The organism is Paenibacillus pedocola, from assembly GCF_031599675.1.
GTDB classification, from domain to species: domain Bacteria; phylum Bacillota; class Bacilli; order Paenibacillales; family Paenibacillaceae; genus Paenibacillus_AQ; species Paenibacillus_AQ pedocola.
The window spans coordinates 4,120,343-4,142,088 of sequence record NZ_CP134223.1; the positions used below are offsets into that span (position 1 = coordinate 4,120,343).

Consider the following 21,746-nt stretch of genomic DNA (forward strand, 5'->3'; position numbering starts at 1 on the left):
AATGGCTCTTGGATAATGAAGAATATACTTTTCTGTAATGTTGTTTTTTTATTGTTCAAATCAACACCTACTAATAGCGGGCTACCCAAAATAAGATCATCCCATGTGCAAAACTGAAAGGTACACGTCAAATTTCTAGAGTCCCGTAAAGATACCTTTAGAGAAATTTTACTTGTGTGCTCCTTATACGCATGATTAATAACATATATATGCCGTCCCGCCTACACTAATATTCCTTGTTTTTCGCTTCATCATCGCAACCTATTGATTTTATTTTATTGAATCATGTTCATATATCTTGGTGGGCCGTCCCCATTCGAAGTTGTCCAGCCCTATTTCCCGGAATCCGTACTTCTCATAAAAAAGGATATGGTCGGTTGTCAAATAAACCTTTTCATATCCCAATTGTCCAGCGGTTTTTCTGGCATGCTCCAGCAATAACGAACCAAGTGCATTCCCCCGCTCATTCCGGTCAATAAACAAGGGCGAAATCCAAGGCGACAGATCCTTCCGGGTTACATACTCCTGTTCAATCAGCTGATAGAATCCGATTAACACACCATGTTTCAACAGCAGAAATGTCAGCGGCAATCCGTCTTTTGAGGTGATGATACTCTCTTGAATAACGGGAAGTACTACATTTTGTACTTTTGGCCATTGTTCTCTGACATATTCAGCTAGCTCATTTTGACGGTTAGGACACTCTTTTAGGGATTGAATATCTGGCATTGGACCGTCCTTTCTGCAATCAATTCATAGGTAATAAGAAACCTGCATTGTATATTTTTACACATTTTAGGGGGAATAGAAAACTAAATCTTGGTTGTAGTTAAAATATATAGGTGGATGCCGATTGGAACATTGGCTGATAGGTGATTGTACGCATTCATAGATGAGACGAGCGCAGCAGCGGGATTTACTCCCACTAAATTCTCTTTGTGCGGATTGTGAAAGCCGCTAGTGGGATTTCCTCCCTCTAATTCCTCCGACATAGCCCAAAAACAGTGTTTTCCGGGAAATTAGAGGGACTTTTTCCATCTATAATCCAATTTCCGCCAAAAACGATTATGTTAGATGGAACTTTTCCCTCTATAATCTAATTCTGAGACATCTCCTTATGCTTATTATATGGCTAATGACCCGAATATTGGTTTTGGTGTAGGTTAGTTTCGGAGCGCAGCAATCGAAATAACAAAAGAAGCGTTTGCTGTATTAGCAAACGCTTCTTTCTGCCTTACCCCACCTTGGCGAGGTGATGGGCGTAACGGAGGGAAAGTTTGGAGCTGGAGGAGCGTTAGCGTCCGCCTTTATGTTTGGATTTCTACCGCGATCAGCGGTTTAATCAGGAAATCGAAACATAACAGCGGCCGGAAGCCCAAACCTTTCCCGTAGTTACACCCGGTCACCGAGCCCTATTTTTTCGACGAATATTTCCGCATATCAAACGATACAGCCGCGATGATGATGAGGCCTTTGATGATCAATTGATAGTAAGGGCTGATACCGATAAAGGTCAAACCGTAGTTAATGAGGGTGAAGATGATTACACCGACGAGAACGCCCGGAACCGTACCGATACCGCCTGTAGTGGATACGCCGCCGACTACGCAAGCCGCGATGGCGTCAAGCTCGTACATGTTACCATAGTTGTTGGTAGCGCCGCCTGTTCTAGCTGCTTCAAGCACACCAGCCAGACCGTAAAGGGCACCAGCGATAGCGTAGATGTAGATCAGGTTCTTGGAAACGTTGATACCGGAAACCTTGGCAGCCTGCATGTTACCGCCGATGGCGTACATGTTTTTGCCGAGCTTGGTTTTATTGAACAGTACCCAGACAATTGCCGCGACGACTATCGCTATAATGACAATGTACGGTATGGAATATTGGCCGCTGCCGATAAAGCCGGAGCCGATTTTGGTGAAGTCCTCACGAAGTCCGCCGATAGGCTGCGATTGGTTTGGATCCATATCGAAGTATAGGGAGTTCACACCGTATACGATGAGCATTGTGCCCAGAGTGGCAATGAACGGAGGTACATTAAGCTTGGAGACAATGATACCGTTGACTAATCCGCAGAGGAGACCGGCCACGATTGCGATAGCAATTGGAAGCAGGACATGCACTTGCGGAAGATCCGGGAAGAAACGGCGGGAATAATCCGGAATTTGCAGCATCGATGCAGAGATAACTGCGGTGAAGCCGACCACGCGGCCTGCCGACAAGTCTGTACCTGCTGTAATGAGGATGAAAGCAACCCCCAGGGCAATAATGACGCGTGTTGAAGATTGAATCAGAACGTCACGCAAAGTGTTAATCGACATAAAGCTTGGTTCGTATACGATAATCCCCATTATGAGAATTACAAGTACAATGTAGATAGCGTTTTGGGTCACAAAGGATTGAGCTTTTTTAACGTTCATGAGTAGTGTTCCTCCTTAAGTGTTACGCGAAGTTTATCGTCTCTTTCGTGAGTTGAACCAGCTTTGCGGAATGCAAAACTGTCTTCGCCGGTCTTTGTGTTACTCCTATCCTAATGCTGTGCGGCGAGACGCATAACTTCGGTTTCCGTAGCCTGGTCGCCTTCTAATATTCCTGTAAGCCGTCCTTCGGACATAACCATTACCCGGTCAGACATGCCCAGCAGCTCCGGCATTTCGGAAGAGATCATGATGATACTCTTGCCCTGCTTCGCCAAGTCGGCAATGATTGAATAAATCTCAAACTTTGCGCCGACATCAATCCCGCGGGTAGGTTCATCTAGCAGGAGAATTTCAGGCTCAGTCAGCAGCCATCTGGCGAGCAGCACCTTCTGCTGGTTACCGCCGGAGAGATTCATGATCTGGACCTTAGTCGTTGGTGTCTTTGTACGGAGCTTTTCGATCATTTTATCGACTTCTGTTTTCTTCTTCTTGCCGTCAAGCAGGAAATAAGGCTTCTGATAACGGTCCAGATTGGCAATTGCACCATTCTCATGAACAGATAATACCGGGAAGATACCCGTTACACGGCGTTCTTCGGTCAGAAGAGCCAGCCCGTGCTTTTTGGCGTCCTGCGGTGAATTGATATTTACTTTCTTGCCGTCAATGGAGATGCTGCCCGACTTAATTGCCCGCAGACCGAATAATGCTTCAATAACTTCAGTCCGCTGTGCACCTACGAGACCGCCGATCCCGAGAATTTCACCCCGACGGAGATTAAAGGACACATCCTTAAAGGATCTTGGCTCCGGAGAAGTCAGTCCTTCTACCTTCAGATACACCTCGCCAGGAACATTGGTGCGCTCCGGGAAACGGTTCGTCAGATCGCGTCCAACCATTCTGGAGATAATCAGGTCCGTCGTCAGTTCAGCAGACGGCCAGGTACCGATTTTTTTACCGTCACGCATGATTGTTACTTCATCAGAGATTTCGAGAATTTCTTCCATTTTATGGGATATATAGATAATAGCTACGCCTCTTTTTTGCAGATCCCGGATAATCCGGAATAAATGCTCTACTTCCACGCTTGTCAGGGAAGAGGTCGGCTCATCCATTACAATTACGCGGGAATGAAAAGAAACTGCCTTCGCGATTTCAATGGATTGGATTTTTGACACGGACAGCTTGCCTACCAAGGTTTCAGGATTCAGATCGATATCCAGATCCTTGAACAGACTTTCCGTATCCGCATACATTTTTTTGTGGTCAATAAATTGAATCGGCCCGATTCCTCTGGTCGGAAAACGTCCTAGCCAGATATTCTCCATCACGCTCCGGAAAGGTACCGGATGCAGCTCCTGATGGATCATCGATATTCCATGCCCGAGGGCATCATTGGAATTGGTAATGGTGGCCTTCTCGCCATCCAGAAAAATCTCACCGGCATCCGGTGAATAAATTCCAAAGAGACATTTCATTAAAGTCGATTTCCCTGCCCCGTTTTCGCCCATCAGTGCATGAACCGAACCCGGTCTAACCTTGAGGCTTACTCCGTCCAGCGCCTTAACGCCGGGGAATTCTTTAGTAATATTGTTCATTTCCAGCAAAAACTCAGCATTAGCCATGTTGTTACGCCCCCTACGCTTTTTTCTTTTTCCATGAGAGGCACAGCGGTTCCATCCTGTTCCCTACCCGAAAGGAATTCCGGGGAGCGATTTCACCCGCTCCCCGGTCATTATATTTATTTAGCAAACCTAGTGAATGTGTACACGATTATTGAGCGTCAGCTACGTTGTCTTTAGTGATCTTTTTGTAGGAAATCCATACATATTGGTTGTCAGTGATATCAAAGCCAACATTTTCTTTGGTTGGAGTTTCACCTTTAGCCAGCAGGGATGCCAGTACGATTGCCGCTTTACCTTGGTTGTTGGCATCGTTCAGTACAGTTCCGAGCATGGTTCCGTCTTGCAGCGCTTGAACAGCTGGTGCAGTAGCGTCAACACCTACAACCGGCATGTATTTGTCACCAGTGAAGTAGCCTTGTGCTTTCAGTGCTTCAATTGCACCGAGTGCCATGTCGTCGTTGTTAGCCAGAACAGCTTCGATCTTGTCGCCATGGGATCCAAGGAATGCAGCCATTTTTTCCTGTCCTTTTACGCGGTCCCACATTGCAGTATCTTCAGCCAATTTCTCAACCTTGATGCCGGCATCTTCAATGGCTTGGATGGAGTAAGTTGTGCGAAGCTCAGCATCCTGGTGTCCAGGCTCGCCTTTAAGCATTACATATTGGAGCACGCCGTCGCCGTTTTTATCAGCTTCAGGGTGAGCTTTCCAGTAGTCAACGATCAGCTGGCCGGACATGGTGCCGGACTCTTCGGCTTTAGCGCCTACATAGTAAACTTTATCCCATTTCTTCATATCTTCTGGAAGCGGTTCGCGGTTCAGGAAGACAACTGGAATGTCAGCAGCTTTTGCTTTGTCAATGATAACGCCTGCAGCTGTACGGTCAACCGGGTTGATCAGCATGCCGTCGTATTTTTTAGTAACAAACAGGTCAACCTTGTCATTCTGTGTAGGCTGTGAGTTTTGGCTGTCTACGATATCTACTGTTGCAATTCCCTTAGCTGCAGCATCGATAGCGTTACGAACGCCTGTCATGAAGGTATCATCAAATTTGTAAATGGCTACACCGACTTTTGGAGTTTCGGTACTGCCGGAGTTTGCTGTGTTTGTTGCCGCGTTGCCGGCTGGAGCATTCGTTGCTGTATTTTCAGCATTGTTGTTATTGCCACCGCAGCCTGCCAAAGCAGCACCGAGTAATGCACTAGCAAGTAAAACGGAAGTGAGTTTTTTCATTATTAAATGACCTCCTGGTGATGTTTCTTTTTTTATTGTGCACCGTGTCTCAGGTACATCCTTATTATGCCCCAGATGAAAACGGTTGCGAATACAAAATACTACTCTCTTTTATGAAAATTCTAATGTTATAAAAATTCTATCTTACGAAGGGAAACAGCAGCTTCTGGTTCTCCGGGTACAGCATATTGTCGAGATCGATCAGCTTTGTCCCCGTATCTACACGTTCCGGCACTTCGATTCCCTCCAGCGCTTCCACCGCATATTTTACCGCCAGATAGCCGTTGCTGAACGGATTCTGAATGACTGTGGCCTGTACGGTGCCGTCCTGCAGCAGCTCCAGCATCGACGGAGAGCTGTCAAAGGCGACCATCTTAATTAGATTGTTAAGCCCCAGACTTTGTATCACTTTTCCCGCTCCCTGTGACGCTGTCTCATTCAATGTAGCGATACCCCGCAGATCAGGGTGATTCTCCAGCATTTGCCGGGTCAGCTCTTCAGCCTCAGTTGTGCTGGAAGAGGTATAGGAGATCTGCACGACATGAATATTCGGATAACGGGCCGCATAATTCAGAAACCCTTTCTCCCGTTCGTCCGCATCCCGTGCCCCGTAATCAATAGAAGCACTGTTAGACCGCTGATCCTGTAAAGAGGCGCTGGTAAAATTGAGAATACCGATCTCACCCGATCCGTTCAGCAGATTAATCAGCCGTTCAGCGGATTTCTGCCCGGCCTCATAGCTGTTCGATCCGACATAGGTCCGCACCCGCGCAGAACCGACCTCTGCATCGACGGAGATCACAGGAATTTTATAATAGGCGGCCTGATCCACAACCTGAGCCAGTCCCATATAGCTGCTGGCAGCGAGGATGATGGCATCCGCACGCAGGTTAATCGAATCCTCCACCATAGAGATCTGCTCATCAATGTCGCTTTCCGAATCCGGCGCTTTGAAGGTCAGCTTCACATTGAATTCCTTTGCGGCAGCTTCAGCCCCCAGCTTCACCGTATTCCAGTAATCGCCCTTGTTCATCTTCACAATCATGTGGATATTGCGTGTTTTGTTCGTAGTGATATAAACAGGTGCTCTGTTGAAGCAGGAGGTGACCGTCAGCCAGACCAGAGCGCACATCAATACTGTCAGCACTAACCGTTTTGTCTTCATGACGTTTCCCCTCCCGCGGTATTCTCTTGACCTTCATTCTGTCCAATGGCCGGGAAGATGATCGTAACCGTTGTCCCTTCCTCCAGTTCACTTTCAAAAGCAAGGCCGAATTCCCGCCCGTAATACAGACCGATCCGTTCATTCACATTGCGTACTCCGACGCCGGAACCGCCGGCACTTTTACTACCGCCGTTCAGGATATTATGAAGTGTTTCTTTGGACATCCCGATGCCATTGTCGCTGATCCGGATCACGATCAGGTTGTCCTGCAGCTCTGCACTGATAAGGATGAGTCCTTCATCAGGCGACATTTCGATACCATGATAAAGGGCATTTTCCACAATGGGCTGCAGAATCAGCTTAATCGTCTGGAACGGAAGTACTTCATCCTGCGCTTTAATCTCAAAGCGGAATTTGTTTTTGAAACGGAAGCTCTGGATCACCAGGTAATGGCGGATATGATCCAATTCTTCCTGGACTGTAATGATATTATTCCCCTTGCTCAGACTAATCCGGAAAAACTTAGAGAGGGACTGGATCATCGTGATTACCTCTTCATTTTTCCCCCGCTCGGCAAGCCGGACGACAGAATTCAGCGTATTATACAAAAAGTGGGGGTTGATCTGTGACTGCAGCACTTCCAGCTCACCTTTGCGCTTCGTCTCCTGCTCATAGATAATCTGATCCATCAGCTGACGGATCCGCTGCAGCATCAGATTAAAGCGTCTCGACAGCTGCTCGACCTCATAAGCGCCGCTGACATTGATCGGGGTATTAAGATCCCCTTCGCCCACCTGCTTAACGGTCCGCTCCAGCTTGCGGATGGGACTTGCAATCAGCCAGGACAGGAATACGGAAACGGCAATGGCGCAGAGAATGACAGCCGCCAGAAACCAGAACAGAAACTGGTTCAGATCGCGCTTGGTCGTTACAATCTCATCGTAATAGGCAACGCCAACGATTTTCCAGCCGGTTTCTTCCAGGGTTCGCACAGTAATAAAGCGCTTTTCACCCGTTGATTCATCCAGATAGCTGCGGAAGGAATAGGCAAGCACCGGCTCGACATTCTCATATTTCAGGCCGGCATAAATCAGCTGCTGCTGCGGATGATATACGATATTCCCCAGTGAATCGAGGATGTAAGCGTAACCTCTTTTCCCGAGTTTAACCTGGCGGCTGAGCTGGTCGATGGTGCGGAAGTTAAAATCTATCAGCAGAATCCCTCGCTTCAGCTCCCCGTTCTCCTTGTACTCTATCATCTTACTGATAGAAACCACCCAGTTGTACCGCCCTTTGAACAAATTCTGAATATGCGGTGCAGAATAGGAAATGTCCGAGGACTTTAGGGCGTTGGTAAACCAGCTTTGACTCTCCAGCTGTGTATTTACGCGCATGTTCTGGCCCGGTGTGCCGGCAACATACTTCCCTTGCGGGGTAAACACAGCTATGGAAACAAGGTCTTCCCGGCTGCTCATCAGCGTATCCATCCGTTCATAGAGCAGCGGAGAGTCAATGGAAGGGCTTGTCGTAACCTGCTCCTCTGCCGTTTCAAAAATATTGCTCATGCCCTTCACATACAGCTCCAGATTATAATTGACCTGTTCAATAATCTGCTGCATATTCAGGTTGGCGTTCTCCTCCGCGGTTTTAGCAAATTTGTTGTACAGCATGGAGCTGACGATTACTGCAACAAGTACGGCTACTGCCGTGAAAGAGAGAGTAATAATCAGCTGAATGCTGCGCAGCTTAGCGGACAGGCGGATTCTGCCGCGTGTACCGGGCTGCGGGCGCAGCGGAAAGAAATACCCCTTGGATTTGGTCATGGCTATCCTCCCCGGGCGCTGTTCTTATATTCTTTAGGCGATTGGCCGTATTTCTTGCGGAAACAGAAGCTGAAGTAATTCGGATCGGCAAACCCGATTTTTTCGGCGATTTCGAAAGCCTTGAGCTCCGTGGAGCGCAGCAGCTCCTTAGCCGCCTCTAGACGGATCTGCAGCAGATAGCTGACAAAGGTCATTTTCATCTCTTTTTTGAAAATACTGCTAAAATATCCTGTGCTGATATGCAGATGCTGGCAGACCCTGCCGATGGATATATCTGATTCCTCGTAATGGCTGCGGATATATTCCTTAGCCTGATCAATGAGCTGCTTATAGCTGGACTGCCGCCCAGAAGCAATGGAGTCCATCAGTCCGGTACATACATTAATAATCCACTGTTTGGCTTCGCCCATATTGTTGAATTTATTCATGTCCGTAAGTGTAGCCATGTTAGGGATCATAAAATCAGCGGTCTCGCTGCCTGACTCCTTGGCTACACGCAGAATAGAGGTAATGATTTCCAGCAGAAAAATCTGATAATCATGTGTAGAGACATGGGCCGTATCAAGTCCTCCGAACAGCTCGTCCATAACCTCCTTCAGCTCCTGTACCGTCCCCAGCTTAATCGTACGGATCAGCGATTGCTGTGTCAGCTCATCGAAGACCAGCATCTGATTGGATCTGGATTCGACATCTTCAATCCAGATCACTCTATTGTTGCCCAGAATAAGCCTGTAATCCAGCGCCTGCATTGCATCAGAAAAGGAGTTGAACAGCATGGATGCAGACTGGCATACCGTCCCGGCCCCCGCTGTCACCGTCAGCTTCAGAAAATGCTGTACATTCTGGCGGATCTCTTCAAGGATGGCGAAGGTATGGCCGGTAATTTCCGTTTCGTCCGGTTCTTTGCTAACCGAGAGGAGTACAACTTCATCCCGGTGGATGAATACTCTGCCGGTGCCATGCTTCTGGCAGATCTCTTCGGCAATATTGAGGATAGCGAACAGCTGCAAATTATGGTCGCCGGTATCACGCAACGATACGGGCCGCCCTGCAGCAGCCTCCCGGCTCTGCCCCGCACGGATATAGTCAATGCTGATCACGGAAGCCTGAAATTGCTTCCCGTCAAGGTTGATGCCGTATTCCGCGCTCTTGTCAGTGATCTCCTGGAACGGCAGCCGGCGGGACACTAATGAGGAGAGGAACTGCTCCCGCAGCACAGGCAGGCTCTTACGGTAATGCTCGCTAAGCACATACACATTTTCCTTCTCGGCGATTTCCGCCTCAATGGTTGCCTTTACCTTAAGCAGAACATCGATCAGCTCCTGTGATGAGAACGGTTTCAGGATATACTCATCGATCTGCAGCTTTATCGCCTTCTGGGCATATTCGAATTCATCATAACCGGTCAGAATAATGATCTTCGTGTTAGGATGACGGCTGCGGATCCATTCCGCCAGCTGAAGCCCGTTCATAAACGGCATCTGAATATCAGTTACAACCACATCCGGCAGCAGGCGGTCAATGGCTTCTGTCGCCTCACGCCCGTTTTCGGCCGAGTCCACCACTTCAAAGCCATACTTCGCCCAATCAATCTGGGCAATAATCCCTTCCCTTACATCTTCTTCATCTTCGGCAAGAATTAATTTATACATGCTTCATCCCTCTTCGGATAATGTTTTGGATATACTAAAACCATTCTAGCACCCTGCAAGCCTTATTAGATGGATTAACAGCGGTTTCCCGGTAATATGCGCCGGCTGATTCACAGCCCTCTATGGCTGTTTAAATAAGTATGTCTGCTAAAACAGCGGGCATTTCACTATAATATTAGTCTGCCCGTTTGGCAAGGGTCAACTTTAAGAATGCACATAAACGCTCAATCCATTACATAGTTGAACATAAAAAAAACCATCCCGTAAGAGCGGGATGGGGATGATTGCACGTATAAGATTTACAGCAGGGCTTTGCTGAAGCGGTAGCCTGCGCTTTTCTCGAATCCGATATGACGGTAAAAAGCATGTGCCGGCGCGCGTTCTACGCGGTTGCCGCTTCTTAGGAACAGCTGGCAGCAGCCATTCTGGCGGGCCCAATCTTCTGCTGCGGAGACCAATCTTTTGCCAAGGCCGTTCCCTCTAAGTTCCTCTGATACGATCAGCGCGGTAATTTCCGTAATACAGTCTGCTTGCTTGTAATAGGATTTCACCTGCCGAAGATCAATCATTCCCACAACTTCGTTGTCCAGTTCTGCAACCAGTGTGCAATGGAACGGATCATGCTCCATGCCTTCCATTCTCTCTTTCATCACGCTAAGCGTTGTCGGATAGCCGAATTCCCGCAACAGGGCTGTAACTCTCTCCAGATCACTTGCGCCCCATTTGCGAATTTGCAGTACTTGCTCCTGAGTACTACTGTTCATCCTCATATACCTCCACTTTTAGCATAGACGCTGCCTGTTTGGCTGCCGTCCGCGCGATTTGTACATCTTCCGCGGCACTTAGAGTCACTGCCATCCGCCGTCCCGGGCGAATTTCAGGTTTACCGAATACCCTTACCTGCGTACGTGGAAACGCCAGCGCTTCACTGATGCCGGTGATGGCAAAAGCTTGTCCGGCCTCTTCCGCTTTCAGGGTAGCCGATGCTCCCGGTGTCAAAAGCTGCACCGAATCCAGCGGAAATCCAAGAATGGCTCTGACATGCAGAGCAAATTCCGATAAATCCTGTGTGATCATGGTCACCATACCGGTATCATGAGGTCTCGGCGATACCTCGCTGAACAATACACCCTGATCCGTAAGAAACAGTTCGACTCCGAAAATACCGAGTCCCCCAAGCTGATCCGTCACGGCTCTGGCGATGGACTGGGCTTCGGCCAGCTGCGCCTCACTCATGTGATGCGGCTGCCACGACTCCACATAATCGCCGTCCTTCTGGATATGGCCAATGGGAGGACAGAATACCGTACCGCTTACCGAACGGACCGTAAGCAGTGTAATCTCACTCTCAAAGGTTACGAATCCTTCAACAATAACACGGGTTCCTTTGGCGCGGGCGCCTTCAAGCGCGGTATTCCAGCAGTCTTCCGCATCCTCAGGCTTCCGGCAAATGCTCTGGCCTTTACCGGAGGAACTCATAATCGGCTTAATCACACAAGGTGTGCCGAGTTCTTCCACAGCAAGGCGCAGCTCTTCCAGACTGTCAGCGAACCGGTAAGCCGCCGTTGGTAATCCAAGCTCTTCGGCAGCAAGCCGCCGGATGCCTTCGCGGTCCATGGTCAGCCGGGCTGCACGGGCAGTAGGAACGACAACGAATCCTTCCGCCTCCAATTCAAGGAGTGCATGTGTGGCAATCGCCTCAATCTCCGGCACAATGAGGTCCGGCTTCTCGGCGCGGATAAGCGTCTTAAGTGCTTCCGCGTCAAGCATATCGATAACATAGGAACGATGAGCCACGCCCATCGCAGGTGCATCTTGATAACGATCCACAGCTACGGTCTCTACGCCAAGGCGCTGAGCTTCGATAATGACTTCCTTACCCAATTCGCCGCTGCCCAGGAGCAGCAGCTTACGGCTTTGGGCTGAAAAAGGAGCTCCCCACATTGTCGATTCCAACCTCTTTCGCAAATTTGACTGCTGTATTTTCTTTGTTTCTGTAAACGCAGCAGTTTCATTGTAAATTTCCAGGCTTCTTTATTTTCTTCCATTAACGGCTAATTTGCAAGTGTTCTTCGACATTTTCCTACAAACTTCACAGATCATTGTCCACGATATCGTCGAATGAATGTTCAAGACGGTGCAATTGCAAAGCAACTTCGCTCCAATGCTCCGCAGAATCACCTCCTCTCAGCAGTTCTGACATGACCTCTTCCCGCTCGTTCAACTCTTCGCGCAGTCGGTCTGCTGCCCGTCCTAATGCCTTCTCCAGAGCATGCGCATAGAAATCCAGCAGCAGCTTCTCCTGCACTTCAGCCGCCCCGGCGACAGCCTCTTTCAGCAGCGGCTCGGCTTTAGCGCGCAGCTCAGACCGGCCAGGCCCCTCGAAGAAATAGCGGGGGGATTTGAAACAGCTCCAGAGTGACTGCCAGTCAAGCGGATGCCATGAAGCTTCCAGTTTATCCGGGGACGGCCACTCATCCTTCTCATTCTCCAGAAACTGAAGTTCCTGCGGAGAAATGGACAGCTCTTCTGCTGCTGACTGAGCAGCCGATTGGACTAACCGGTGTCCCGCTGCTTCGAGCCGCAGCGTGGTTGCCCACAATTCCTGCTCCAGTTCCCGCTGCAGGGTACGCTCCAGCTCTCTGCCGCAGGCCGTGAAGATGTCTTTCAAGTTACGGGCATCTTCACGCAGCAGCGATGGATGGAAGGATTCCTGGAAGAACCGTCCCAATGCAAAGCCGATCCGCTGCCGGACATGATACAGCAGCTCCTCCCCTTCACGCCGCAGATCACGGACAGGTCTTGGTTCTGCTGCGAGCAGCATGAGCCGCTTCCCGGCTTCCGCTTTAAGCTCCTGCAGCTCCTGCATGCCTGCTTCCCGCCGCCCTGCCTCCATCGCAGCGAGCTCCTGCCATTCCGTTGCCCTCAGACGGACAGCGGTTATGCTCTCCCTCGCGGCGGCCAGCGACAGCTGCGGCAGTTCCCCGCCGGCGAACTGTGCCAGCGCGTCCTCGAAACTCCGGAAACGGGAGGCTTCATATCTCTCCCGATCCCTCCCTGTCTTGCCCTCAAGAGCCAGCAGACTCGACAGGGCATAAATGCGCGGCGAGGTCAGCCCGCCGGCACGCAGGTTCTGCGCGACATGCCCCTTGACCTCCTCCAGCTCCTCTTCATCACTTGCCAGATCTGAGGCATTGATGATGAAGAACATTTTATCCAGCGCAAAGCTGTCCTTGATTCTGCCCAGCTGGGCCAGCAGACCGCGGTCCGCCTTGGAGAAGGCATGGTTGTAATAGGTCACGAAACAAATGGCATCGGCATTCTTCATGTAGCCAAACGTTACGCCAGTATGCCGCGCATGCAGGGAATCTGCTCCCGGCGTATCGACGAGTACAATACCGCTAGCGGTAAGCGGACAGTCATAATACAGGTCCGTCCCCTGGATAAAGCAAGCCTGTGTCTCATCAGCGACAAGACTGCGGTACTCCTGCAGATCGACCGTGCGCACCGTACCCAGCAGGCCCTCCGCCTTCTTCCACCCTGCCGCTGCGGCCCGCAGGAATCCGACATGCGGCAGAGCCGATGGATGCAGTCCGCTGACCTGCAGGCCTGCGGCAGCCGCAGTCCAGGAATGCCGCTGCGGCGGCGCCAGCTGCAGCACACCAAAGGAATGGAGAATATCTTCCCAGAATTCATCGGCAGATTTCATCGTCACCACGGCCGTAGCATGGCGGAACCCGCCTTCCGGCGCAAGAATCCGCCCCACGGCGGCCGTGGCGGGATGCGGAGACACGGGCAGCACGTCTTCGCCAAGCAGCGCATTGGCGAACGAGGATTTGCCGGCGCTGAACGCTCCGAACAGCGCCATCGTAAAGCGGCCGCCCGCAAGATCCGCCGCCCGTCCCGCCAGGCTGCGCGCCGCCGAAGCCATCGCCGGCTCGCCGCGCAGCAGCTCTGCCGCAGCGTTCAGCACCGCTGCGGCCTCCCCCAGCCTGCGGCGTCCGCCCGCAGGCGTTGCCCCCGCCGCCCAGCCTTCGGCGGCGGGGCCTTGGGTGCCAGCCGCGGCGCGCTGCAGCGGCTGGGCTTCGCGCGGCGCTGCGCTAGGCGCGGCCGCGGTTGCCCTCACCCCCGGCAGGGTGCCGGGGGTGAGGGTGCGGCGCGGCGGCAGCAGCGCCGCAAGCCGGGCCGCGCGGGCGTCCGCCGCGCGGCTAAGCGCAGCCAGCGCGGCGAAGGCGCCCGCCTGCCGCTGCAGGGCTGCTTCGCGGCGCGCGAGCCCGGCGCGCCGCTCCTCGAGCAGCGGCGGCAGCTTCGCCAGCAGCTCATCGCCGAGAGCCAATGCGGCGCGGCGGTACTGTGCTTTGATTTCAGCCGCCAGGGTGCGGCAGAAATTAAGCAGCGCCTCGCCGCCCGTCCCCGTTCCCGGCTTCACTGCAGCCGCCAGCCACTCCCGGCTCACCGCCGGGAAGCTGTCCTTCAGCCGGGTTTCCGCCCCCTCTTCCCACAGGCCGAGGGCCTCTGCCCATTCCCTGACCAGCTGCAGCATATGCCAGTCCAGCTGGCCCGAAATCTCCCGGCTCTGCAGCGCGTGCCAGGAGGCAAGCCGATTCGCCTGCTCCTTCTCCCGCTTGGCGGCGGTGAACAGGAGACCGCGCCGGAAGCCGGGCGCACAGCTCTCAATATAAGCCCCGGCAGCCTCTCTAATATCTGCAGGCATCAGATTGCTGTTGCCCAGCAGAGAATCAAGTCCGCTGCGAAGGCTTCCCCTGGCCTGGCCGGGCAGCTCGGCCAGTTCATCCCTTTCTGTAGCGCAGGCAGCTATTTCCCGCTGCACCGAAGCTTCGTTTGCCCCCCCTGCTTCTTCAAGCAGCGGCTCCCGTTCTTCCCGCTGTTCTTCATGATAAGCAGCCATCAGCGTATCTGCGATATGATGTGCAGATCGGGATAAGCTGTATTCCAGCAGTTCCTCCCGCTGCTCCAGCAGCCGGGTAATCAGGCTTAATAATTCATCCCACTGGTTCAGCGGATGCGCCTGCACCTTAAGCGAAGTGAACAGCAGTCCCGCTGCCTCAATCCCCCATGAATCGAAAGCGCTTTCCAATTGCTGCCGGTAGGCATCGATTGTAATTTCCCGTTCACGGTGCTTGTCGATCTGATTGACAATAAGATACAGCGGTTTTCCCCAATCACTGAGATTTTTGGCGAAAGCCAGATTATTCTCTGACTGTACATGATTGTAGTCCATCACATAGAACACCACATCTGCCAGATGCAGCGCCGAACGTGTCGCCGCCTGATGCCCGTCATCCGTGGAATCGACACCCGGAGTATCCATCAGCACGCCATGAGCTCCAAGCAATGGAACCGTTTCCCATACCTCAATTGCTGAATACTCATTTCCGCTGCGGCAATATTCCTGCAGCCGGTCAGGAGTCGTCTCCCAGGGAACCTGCTTATCTGTGACAGGATACAGCAATACACGCGGTGCTCCGCTGCGGATGGATACCACATTAGCGCTTGTGGGTATAGGCCCGGAAGGAAGCACTTCACTGCCGCAAAGCCTGTTGATCATACTCGATTTACCTGCAGAGAAATGCCCGCAAAAGGCAAGCGTCAGCTCATGCCTTTGTTCCTTAACCTGCAAATCAGCAATCACCCGGGCCGTTTCCCGTTCGCCCCACTGATCCATCAGTGATTGAAGCGATGACAGCCCTGATTCCTTTACCTGCTCCAGCTTCGCTGGTTCTGCTCGCACAAACGTCCACCTCCGCCGTCTCCCATAATGTCTTTACTCCTATGTCTATGTACTTCTCCGCTGATATGGCCGCTAAATTCGGGACTATTTTACATTTTCTTCCTCATTAATATTTAAAAAACGTTATCTTAAAATTTAAAGTGTACAAGAATATCTTCATTCTATCACCTGTTTGTCATAAATCAAATAATCACAGATTACAAAAACAGCTATAATCCCTTACAAAATTCACTTGATGTTAAATTTCCGGGGATACTCTTGACAATGTAATTTAATGGAATTATGATATCCATATCAGATATATCCATAATGGATATATCCAAACAAGATACATTCCAATGGGAAAAGAAAGGGGGTGTACGAGTGTCGCGAAATAATTCACTGCAGATTGAACAGCTGACCGATTCGGCGTACTACATTCTGCTGGCCTTATATTCTCCTAAACACGGTTACGCGATAATGAAGTATATCGAAGAGCTTACAGACGGAGAGGTCAAGATTGGACCGGCAACGCTTTATACCTTAATCAAGAAGATGCAAAAAACCAATTATATATTACTGAATGAGGACGAGGATGAGCGGAGAAAAACCTACCAGCTGACAGCTAAGGGAGAGCAGATTATTGCCGCTGAGATTGAGCGGAGATTAAGAATGGCACGGCACGGGCATGCCGCAATCCAAACTGCGAAGGAGGAAGGATTATATGAAGAGCGGTGATAAGCAGACAAGATATGTCATTTCGAAGGGTCTGGCATTTGCCGAGGAATCGGAAATGAAGAAGTTAAGTGCATTGTCTGAAGAAGGCTGGTTTCTGGATCATTTTTCACTATTCGGCTTTATAGCCCGCAAGGGACTTCCGCACAAGCTGATTTATTGTCTCGATATCAGGCAGCTGCAGAAGGAGGAAGAACAGGAGTACAAGGATATTTTCGCTGACAGCGGCTGGCATCATGTGTGTTCTTCCGGGGATCTGCATATCTTCTCAGCAGAACCGGGAACAGTTCCCCTGCATACCGACCGCGAAACCTCATACGTGAAATACTCCAGAGTTGTCCGGATCAGCAGGACTACGGCTCTCCTTACACTGATGCTGACCGTTGCAAGCTTTTTATTAAGGTATGCTTCAACTACGATCTGGAATCAACAGCTGCTGCAGAATTTTTCCTTTGTGGCCATTATGCTGTGCGTCATGGTACTGGTACCTTCCCTAATGGTCTATATTGCTTATTCTTTAAGGTTAAGATCCTTGTCGTCATAGCACTCAAGTTAGAGAGAATAATCATCCTTTCCACTAGCATTTTGCACCGCAAAAAAGAGCCGCCCCCTAACGGGACGGCTCTTTGAGTATAATAGTATTAAGCTGTTTCCAATACTGGAAGCAGAATTTCAAATACTTTGCCATGCTGGAGAATCGTCAAGCCGCGGGACTTGTCCTTCATTACGACAACCTCTGGCTTCTGGGACATACGCTCCAGGTAATGCTCAGGCACATCGCCGGAGTGGCTGATGGTGATGCCTTCTACTTCCTGCTCTTCGTTTTCTTCAAGCGGACTTTCCACTACACGGTCAAAAATATCAGAAAACGCCTCAAAATTATCAGTATACACAGAAATGCACTTCATCTCTATCCCATCCTCTTCTTCATCTCTAACTTTTTACTTGCTCCCGCTGTAATCTTATCTTTCCTGATTACGGCGGTTTTCATACGCTTCTTGCCTTCACGGCACACATCGAGCAGCGGACAAATCTGGCATGCGGGATTCTGCGCCTTGCAGTGATATCGTCCAAAAAAGATCAGCCGGTGATGCGTGAGCGTCCACTCCTCACGGGGTACCACCTTCATCAGTTTCTTCTCCACTTCCAGCACAGAATCCTTCCAGCCTGCTAGTGCCAGCCGTTTAGCAACACGTTCCACATGAGTGTCTACGGCAATGGCCGGAACACCAAATGCGTTGGAAACTACAACATTAGCCGTTTTGCGCCCGACACCCGGTAAGGTTACCAGTAAATCATGCGCCTGCGGCACTTCACCGCCGTATTGTTCAATCAGAATCATACAGAGGTTGTGAATATGCTTGGCTTTGTTGCGAAACAACCCGATGCGCCGGATGTCATTCTCCAGCTCCTCCAGGGGGACAGAAACATAATCCAGTGGAGTTTTGTACTTTTGAAACAGGTCCTCGGTCACTTTGTTTACTGTTGCGTCCGTACATTGGGCTGACAGCAATACCGCAATCGTTAACTCGAAGGCGTTCTTGTGGTTCAGTTCACAATGCGCATCAGGAAACAAGTCTCCAATACTATCCAGAATGTGGCGGACCTCTGCAGCTTTCATAGCGTCCCCTCCACGGAGTATTTACACTCGAACCAAGCAGAAACGGCTGTCCTGTCCACAAAAGAAGGAATCCGTTTCAATTGCGAGCGTATCTTCTCATTGTTTACCGAAATATAAGGATACATAATGGTGAGCAGTCTATCTATTCTTATATTTCAAAAAAAACGTCTTGACGCAGTATTTCCTCTGCGTCAAGACGGTGTTTCACCCGGAAATCCACCATAACATTATTGTTTCACAATTTCAACGATAACATCATTATTGAAATACATTATAATATTATCATTTTCTTTGAGAGATTGCACGGATAAAGTCGTGTCACCTTGATGAATATATACATTGGATGCAAATGTGTAGCGGTAAGGATCGTTCAGATTAGTGCGTTTGACCTGCAGCTCATTACTACTGCTATCCGCACGTGAGAATGCCCGGCTCAGCTGGGTCAATACGCGGATAATGATTGCTCCATCAGCATCCTTGCGCACCTCCACACGGTCTGCAGTTGTAATATTTCCAAGCGCTGTTGTCGTTACTCCGTCCCGGATTATCTTTACCCCGCCGGCGGCCGAATATGTCTGGGTGGCTCCAGTGTAATCCTTCACCGTTAGAGTGCTTGCTGTAGTGTCAAGTGCAGCAACCTGTCCAAGGCTTACTTTTACTGCCTGGATGGAGAGCGCCGCACTTCCTTCGAACTTCACATTCACAAAATCTCCGGCTTTCAAATCACTTACAGTAATTTTCTGTCCGGCTTCATTTGTCATCGGAATAGTTAACGTGTACAGCTCACTCGTACCGCCTGACCATTTCACACCCAGCTTGTTCGTAGTACTGTTTACTGAGGTTACTTCAAGCTGTGCCGATGATTGAACCCGGAGAACAGAGATGACATCCTGGCTTCCGGAGAGCACCGCTGTGACTTGACTGTTAAGAGAGACATCAGTAATTGTAGCTGAAGTCTTGCCAAAGTAATCCACAGACAAAGGATAAGGCAGTGTCAGGAGCTGGCCGTTGCTAAGCTTAAGTACTATCGTTTTGGTTGAGGTACTCACTGAAGCCAGCGTTCCGCTGTATTTGGTTGTACTTTCTACAGACAGCGCACGCTCATTTATCGAAACCACATCAACTTTACGGTTTTCAGTCAATCTTGTCGCCATGTTGATCAGCGAAGTGGTCGGCGCACCATCATAGGCAAGCTTCGTATTAGCATCAATCTGAACCACATGTGCCTTGTTATTATTGTCCATAAAGGTAAGCAGCTGAGATTTCGTATTATAGGCAATAACCGTTGATCCGCTATATTGCTCAATCTGCCGGCTGGTCACTTCAATTTTGGTAACCTGATCGCTGCTGTTCAGTGTAAGCTGAACATTGTCCCCCCCGGTAGCGTCGGCGATAAGATCCCCGGCAACCGGTGCTGCTATATTAGGAATTATAATGGTTGGGGAGGTTGCGAGCAGCCTAACTTCACGTGTACCATCTGCTTTTTTATACACAATAGTTGAGCCTGTCATTTCAACAATCGAACCCTGCACCGTTCGTTCCGTTCCTGATGTCACTTCAACAGCTGCAATAACATTATTCTTAATTGTATATTTCACGGCTGCATTGACCTTCAGGTCGGCTGGCTGCAGTACAGCGTTTTGTGAGCTGAATAGTGTAGCCCCCTCTTCCCAGTTGAAGGTTTCCACCGTTCCGGCAGCATTTTTGAAGGTTATGCTTTTGGCCGCCAGGTTAATGCTTTGAAGTGTTCCCGTGGTTGTCTTGTTTACAATCCCCGAGGTTACCTGGAGCTTAACCACTTTGTGTGAACCGCTGTATGTTTCACGCACAAGCTTAATCTTACTGCCCGCAGTAATAGACGAAGCCGTGATTACAGCGTCATTCACATCCACAAAGACTGTATTGGCATCATAGCTGTACTGGTCATACCCGGTTGCCGAATCCACCCAGATAATTCCCTGCGTAATTTTGGCGAAGGTACCTTCAACAGTCTCTATCTGCGGAGTAGCATCAGTCAACTCTACATAGGCCGCATTATAAGTAGCTCCGATGACAGTTACCTTTGTATAGGGCTGAATATCACTCAGATTGATTCTTGTATCGGAAGTGCTGGTAAAGTAGGCTGTGTTCGGACTCAGGTTATAGACAGAGGAAGCGCCGTTGCTGTAAACCGTCATTTTTCCGTCTTTTAACGCGCTGATGCTGCCGGATACCGTATTGTCGTATTGCATGGTATTATGCGCTTCTGCCCGGCTGAAAAAAGTCGCCAGCTGCGCACGGGTTACCGCACCTTGCGGATCAAACCGGTTGCCGTCCAAACCGTTAGCCAGTCCCAGATCTACCGCAGTATTGATATAGCCGCGTTTATTCGCCGAAACCTTAGCATCATCGGCAAAACCGGTTGGCTCACTAGCTACCGATGCTGCCTGCGAGCTTTTGCCCAAGGCTCTTATCAGCAATTCAGCAATCCACTCACGGGAAGCTTTGCGCTCACCCCAGGAGGTTTTGAGATTATCCGCTGCCATCTCTACCGTCTTATCCAGCAATCCTGACTGGAAAGCTAGCACAACATACGGCTTATAATAATTCGAAACCTGGAAATTGGTTGGAAGCACTACATCCGTTGTACTGCTAATATTGCCTTGCAGCTTCATGAAGCGGAGTGCCATCAGTACAGCTTCCTGCTGAGTGACCGAATCTCCAGGACGGAACAAGCCGTTATTGCCGACTACGATCCCCTGCGAAGCTAGCTTATAGATATGTTTCTCGGCCCAGAAGCCTGTTTTCACATCGCTGAAAATACCCGCAGATACCACAGCAGCTTGAGTCGTTGCAGCTGCAGAAGTAGTAGCCGGGGTAACTGCAGTATCTGCAAAAGCAGCCCCGGCTCCGCCGAATGCCATAGCACCGGCCAGAACAGCTGATGCCGCTTTGGTTGAATAGGCCTTAATCGAATGTTTTGATCTTTTTTGACCGGACAATAGGTTATTCCCCTCTCAATGATCCATGTAAATGTTCAATTCATTATTCGCGGATTCATGCTCCGAATCCTGCACAGAATTTAGAGGCCGCTGTTTTCTCTGGTCAACGGATGCTCCAGATCCACATGCCCCATCAGACTTTCCACTTGCTCACCATCGACCAAAAGCTCGACTGATTTCACTTCTTCAAACTGGAAGAAGGTCTTGGCCAGCGCACTTATCGCCAGAGACTCGCCGCCTGCGCCAAGCTGGGCTTCATCCGGTTTGTGAATGTCCATCACAATCTGCCCGTCTTTGAAGTCCAGTGATTTAAGCTCAATGCCGCTCCAGAGCGGAACTTGCTCCGTATTGCTGCTGCTCTGAAGCGTTTTGAACGCCTCACGGTATTTCTCGGTTTCACTCGCAAAACTGATCGTTCCTTTAGCTGCAATCAAATCCATTTGCTGCGGATCCGTATAATAAACTTCAATATCCTGAGACTGTTTGGCCGGTTCGGTTGGCTTAGCGGTCGCTGTAGGAGCAGGGGTTGCCTCTGCCGGCGGAGCAATGGAAGGTGTAACCACCTCGCCTCCGCTGTTGGCCGAATTCCCTCCAGCCGCGCTTACAACCGAATTATTACCTTGATCTGCATTTGCATCCGGAGAGGCTGCCGGCTTTTCTCCGCATCCGGCAATTACCATCAGAAGAACTGCTGAGACCGCTGTATACGTTAATTTCTTGTTCATCAACATTACCCCCTCTAGATGAATACGGGCAGACAGAACT

16 protein-coding genes are annotated in these 21,746 nt (G+C 50.2%); 2 read left to right on the plus strand and 14 right to left on the minus strand.

Annotation, left to right across the window (positions count from 1 at the left end):
* Positions 1–270: 270 nt before the first annotated feature.
* The 10 genes from QU597_RS18265 to QU597_RS18310 all read right to left on the minus strand — a co-directional run bounded on the left by QU597_RS18265 (position 271) and on the right by QU597_RS18310 (position 15,665).
* Positions 271–729 (minus strand): GNAT family N-acetyltransferase, encoded by a 459-nt coding sequence (locus QU597_RS18265; protein WP_310829271.1) that lies wholly within the window; start codon positions 727–729, stop codon positions 271–273.
* A gap of 683 nt (positions 730–1,412) precedes the next feature.
* Positions 1,413–2,420, minus strand: coding sequence for a galactose/methyl galactoside ABC transporter permease MglC (gene mglC / locus QU597_RS18270; RefSeq protein WP_206100782.1), 1,008 nt, complete (start codon positions 2,418–2,420; stop codon positions 1,413–1,415).
* A 110-nt stretch (positions 2,421–2,530) separates the two neighbouring features.
* Entirely contained in the window at positions 2,531–4,042 is a 1,512-nt protein-coding gene (locus QU597_RS18275; RefSeq protein ID WP_206100783.1) for a sugar ABC transporter ATP-binding protein, read from the minus strand.
* Positions 4,043–4,190: 148 nt separating this feature from the next.
* Positions 4,191–5,276 (minus strand): galactose ABC transporter substrate-binding protein, encoded by a 1,086-nt coding sequence (locus QU597_RS18280; protein WP_370656275.1) that lies wholly within the window; start codon positions 5,274–5,276, stop codon positions 4,191–4,193.
* Positions 5,277–5,412: 136 nt separating this feature from the next.
* On the minus strand, positions 5,413–6,438 hold the full coding sequence (locus tag QU597_RS18285; RefSeq protein WP_310829272.1) for a substrate-binding domain-containing protein: 1,026 nt from the start codon (positions 6,436–6,438) through the stop codon (positions 5,413–5,415).
* A complete protein-coding gene (locus QU597_RS18290) occupies positions 6,435–8,261 on the minus strand; it encodes a sensor histidine kinase (RefSeq protein ID WP_310829273.1) in 1,827 nt (608 codons plus the stop codon). Before QU597_RS18290 ends, QU597_RS18285 begins: the two co-directional genes overlap by 4 nt.
* A gap of 2 nt (positions 8,262–8,263) precedes the next feature.
* Positions 8,264–9,913, minus strand: coding sequence for a response regulator (locus QU597_RS18295; protein ID WP_310829274.1), 1,650 nt, complete (start codon positions 9,911–9,913; stop codon positions 8,264–8,266).
* A 299-nt stretch (positions 9,914–10,212) separates the two neighbouring features.
* Positions 10,213–10,677: a GNAT family N-acetyltransferase gene (locus tag QU597_RS18300; protein WP_206100788.1), complete on the minus strand. Its 465-nt coding sequence runs from the start codon at positions 10,675–10,677 to the stop codon at positions 10,213–10,215.
* Positions 10,667–11,857 (minus strand): formate-dependent phosphoribosylglycinamide formyltransferase, encoded by a 1,191-nt coding sequence (purT, locus tag QU597_RS18305; protein WP_310833355.1) that lies wholly within the window; start codon positions 11,855–11,857, stop codon positions 10,667–10,669. The genes QU597_RS18300 and purT overlap by 11 nt, the downstream gene beginning before the upstream one ends.
* Positions 11,858–12,005: 148 nt before the next feature.
* On the minus strand, positions 12,006–15,665 hold the full coding sequence (locus QU597_RS18310; protein WP_310829275.1) for a dynamin family protein: 3,660 nt from the start codon (positions 15,663–15,665) through the stop codon (positions 12,006–12,008).
* Positions 15,666–16,028: 363 nt separating this feature from the next.
* Between QU597_RS18310 and QU597_RS18315 the strand changes: the two genes are divergently transcribed.
* Together QU597_RS18315 and QU597_RS18320 are read left to right on the plus strand one after the other, a co-directional pair.
* Entirely contained in the window at positions 16,029–16,382 is a 354-nt protein-coding gene (locus QU597_RS18315) for a PadR family transcriptional regulator (protein ID WP_310829276.1), read from the plus strand.
* Positions 16,369–16,923 (plus strand): DUF2812 domain-containing protein, encoded by a 555-nt coding sequence (locus tag QU597_RS18320; RefSeq protein WP_310829277.1) that lies wholly within the window; start codon positions 16,369–16,371, stop codon positions 16,921–16,923. The genes QU597_RS18315 and QU597_RS18320 overlap by 14 nt, the downstream gene beginning before the upstream one ends.
* A 97-nt stretch (positions 16,924–17,020) precedes the next feature.
* Here the strand turns inward: QU597_RS18320 and QU597_RS18325 are convergent, their stop codons facing one another.
* From QU597_RS18325 to QU597_RS18340, 4 genes are all read right to left on the minus strand, one after another.
* On the minus strand, positions 17,021–17,287 hold the full coding sequence (locus QU597_RS18325) for a hypothetical protein (RefSeq protein ID WP_054941305.1): 267 nt from the start codon (positions 17,285–17,287) through the stop codon (positions 17,021–17,023).
* Between the two features lie 2 nt (positions 17,288–17,289).
* Positions 17,290–18,000 (minus strand): endonuclease III, encoded by a 711-nt coding sequence (gene nth, locus QU597_RS18330; RefSeq protein ID WP_310829278.1) that lies wholly within the window; start codon positions 17,998–18,000, stop codon positions 17,290–17,292.
* Between the two features lie 227 nt (positions 18,001–18,227).
* Positions 18,228–20,981 (minus strand): S-layer homology domain-containing protein, encoded by a 2,754-nt coding sequence (locus QU597_RS18335; RefSeq protein WP_310829279.1) that lies wholly within the window; start codon positions 20,979–20,981, stop codon positions 18,228–18,230.
* A gap of 80 nt (positions 20,982–21,061) precedes the next feature.
* Positions 21,062–21,706, minus strand: a complete 645-nt coding sequence (locus tag QU597_RS18340; protein WP_310829280.1) for a GerMN domain-containing protein — start codon at positions 21,704–21,706, stop codon at positions 21,062–21,064.
* Positions 21,707–21,746: the final 40 nt, after the last annotated feature.

Coding starts and splice junctions, on each gene's coding strand:
- QU597_RS18265 (WP_310829271.1), bottom strand. CDS start 729: ATGCCAGATATTCAATCCCTAAAAGAGTGTCCTAACCGTCAAAATGAG.
- mglC (WP_206100782.1), bottom strand. CDS start 2,420: ATGAACGTTAAAAAAGCTCAATCCTTTGTGACCCAAAACGCTATCTAC.
- QU597_RS18275 (WP_206100783.1), bottom strand. CDS start 4,042: ATGGCTAATGCTGAGTTTTTGCTGGAAATGAACAATATTACTAAAGAA.
- QU597_RS18285 (WP_310829272.1), bottom strand. CDS start 6,438: ATGAAGACAAAACGGTTAGTGCTGACAGTATTGATGTGCGCTCTGGTC.
- QU597_RS18290 (WP_310829273.1), bottom strand. CDS start 8,261: ATGACCAAATCCAAGGGGTATTTCTTTCCGCTGCGCCCGCAGCCCGGT.
- QU597_RS18295 (WP_310829274.1), bottom strand. CDS start 9,913: ATGTATAAATTAATTCTTGCCGAAGATGAAGAAGATGTAAGGGAAGGG.
- QU597_RS18300 (WP_206100788.1), bottom strand. CDS start 10,677: ATGAACAGTAGTACTCAGGAGCAAGTACTGCAAATTCGCAAATGGGGC.
- purT (WP_310833355.1), bottom strand. CDS start 11,857: ATGTGGGGAGCTCCTTTTTCAGCCCAAAGCCGTAAGCTGCTGCTCCTG.
- QU597_RS18320 (WP_310829277.1), top strand. CDS start 16,369: ATGAAGAGCGGTGATAAGCAGACAAGATATGTCATTTCGAAGGGTCTG.
- QU597_RS18325 (WP_054941305.1), bottom strand. CDS start 17,287: ATGAAGTGCATTTCTGTGTATACTGATAATTTTGAGGCGTTTTCTGAT.
- nth (WP_310829278.1), bottom strand. CDS start 18,000: ATGAAAGCTGCAGAGGTCCGCCACATTCTGGATAGTATTGGAGACTTG.
- QU597_RS18340 (WP_310829280.1), bottom strand. CDS start 21,706: ATGAACAAGAAATTAACGTATACAGCGGTCTCAGCAGTTCTTCTGATG.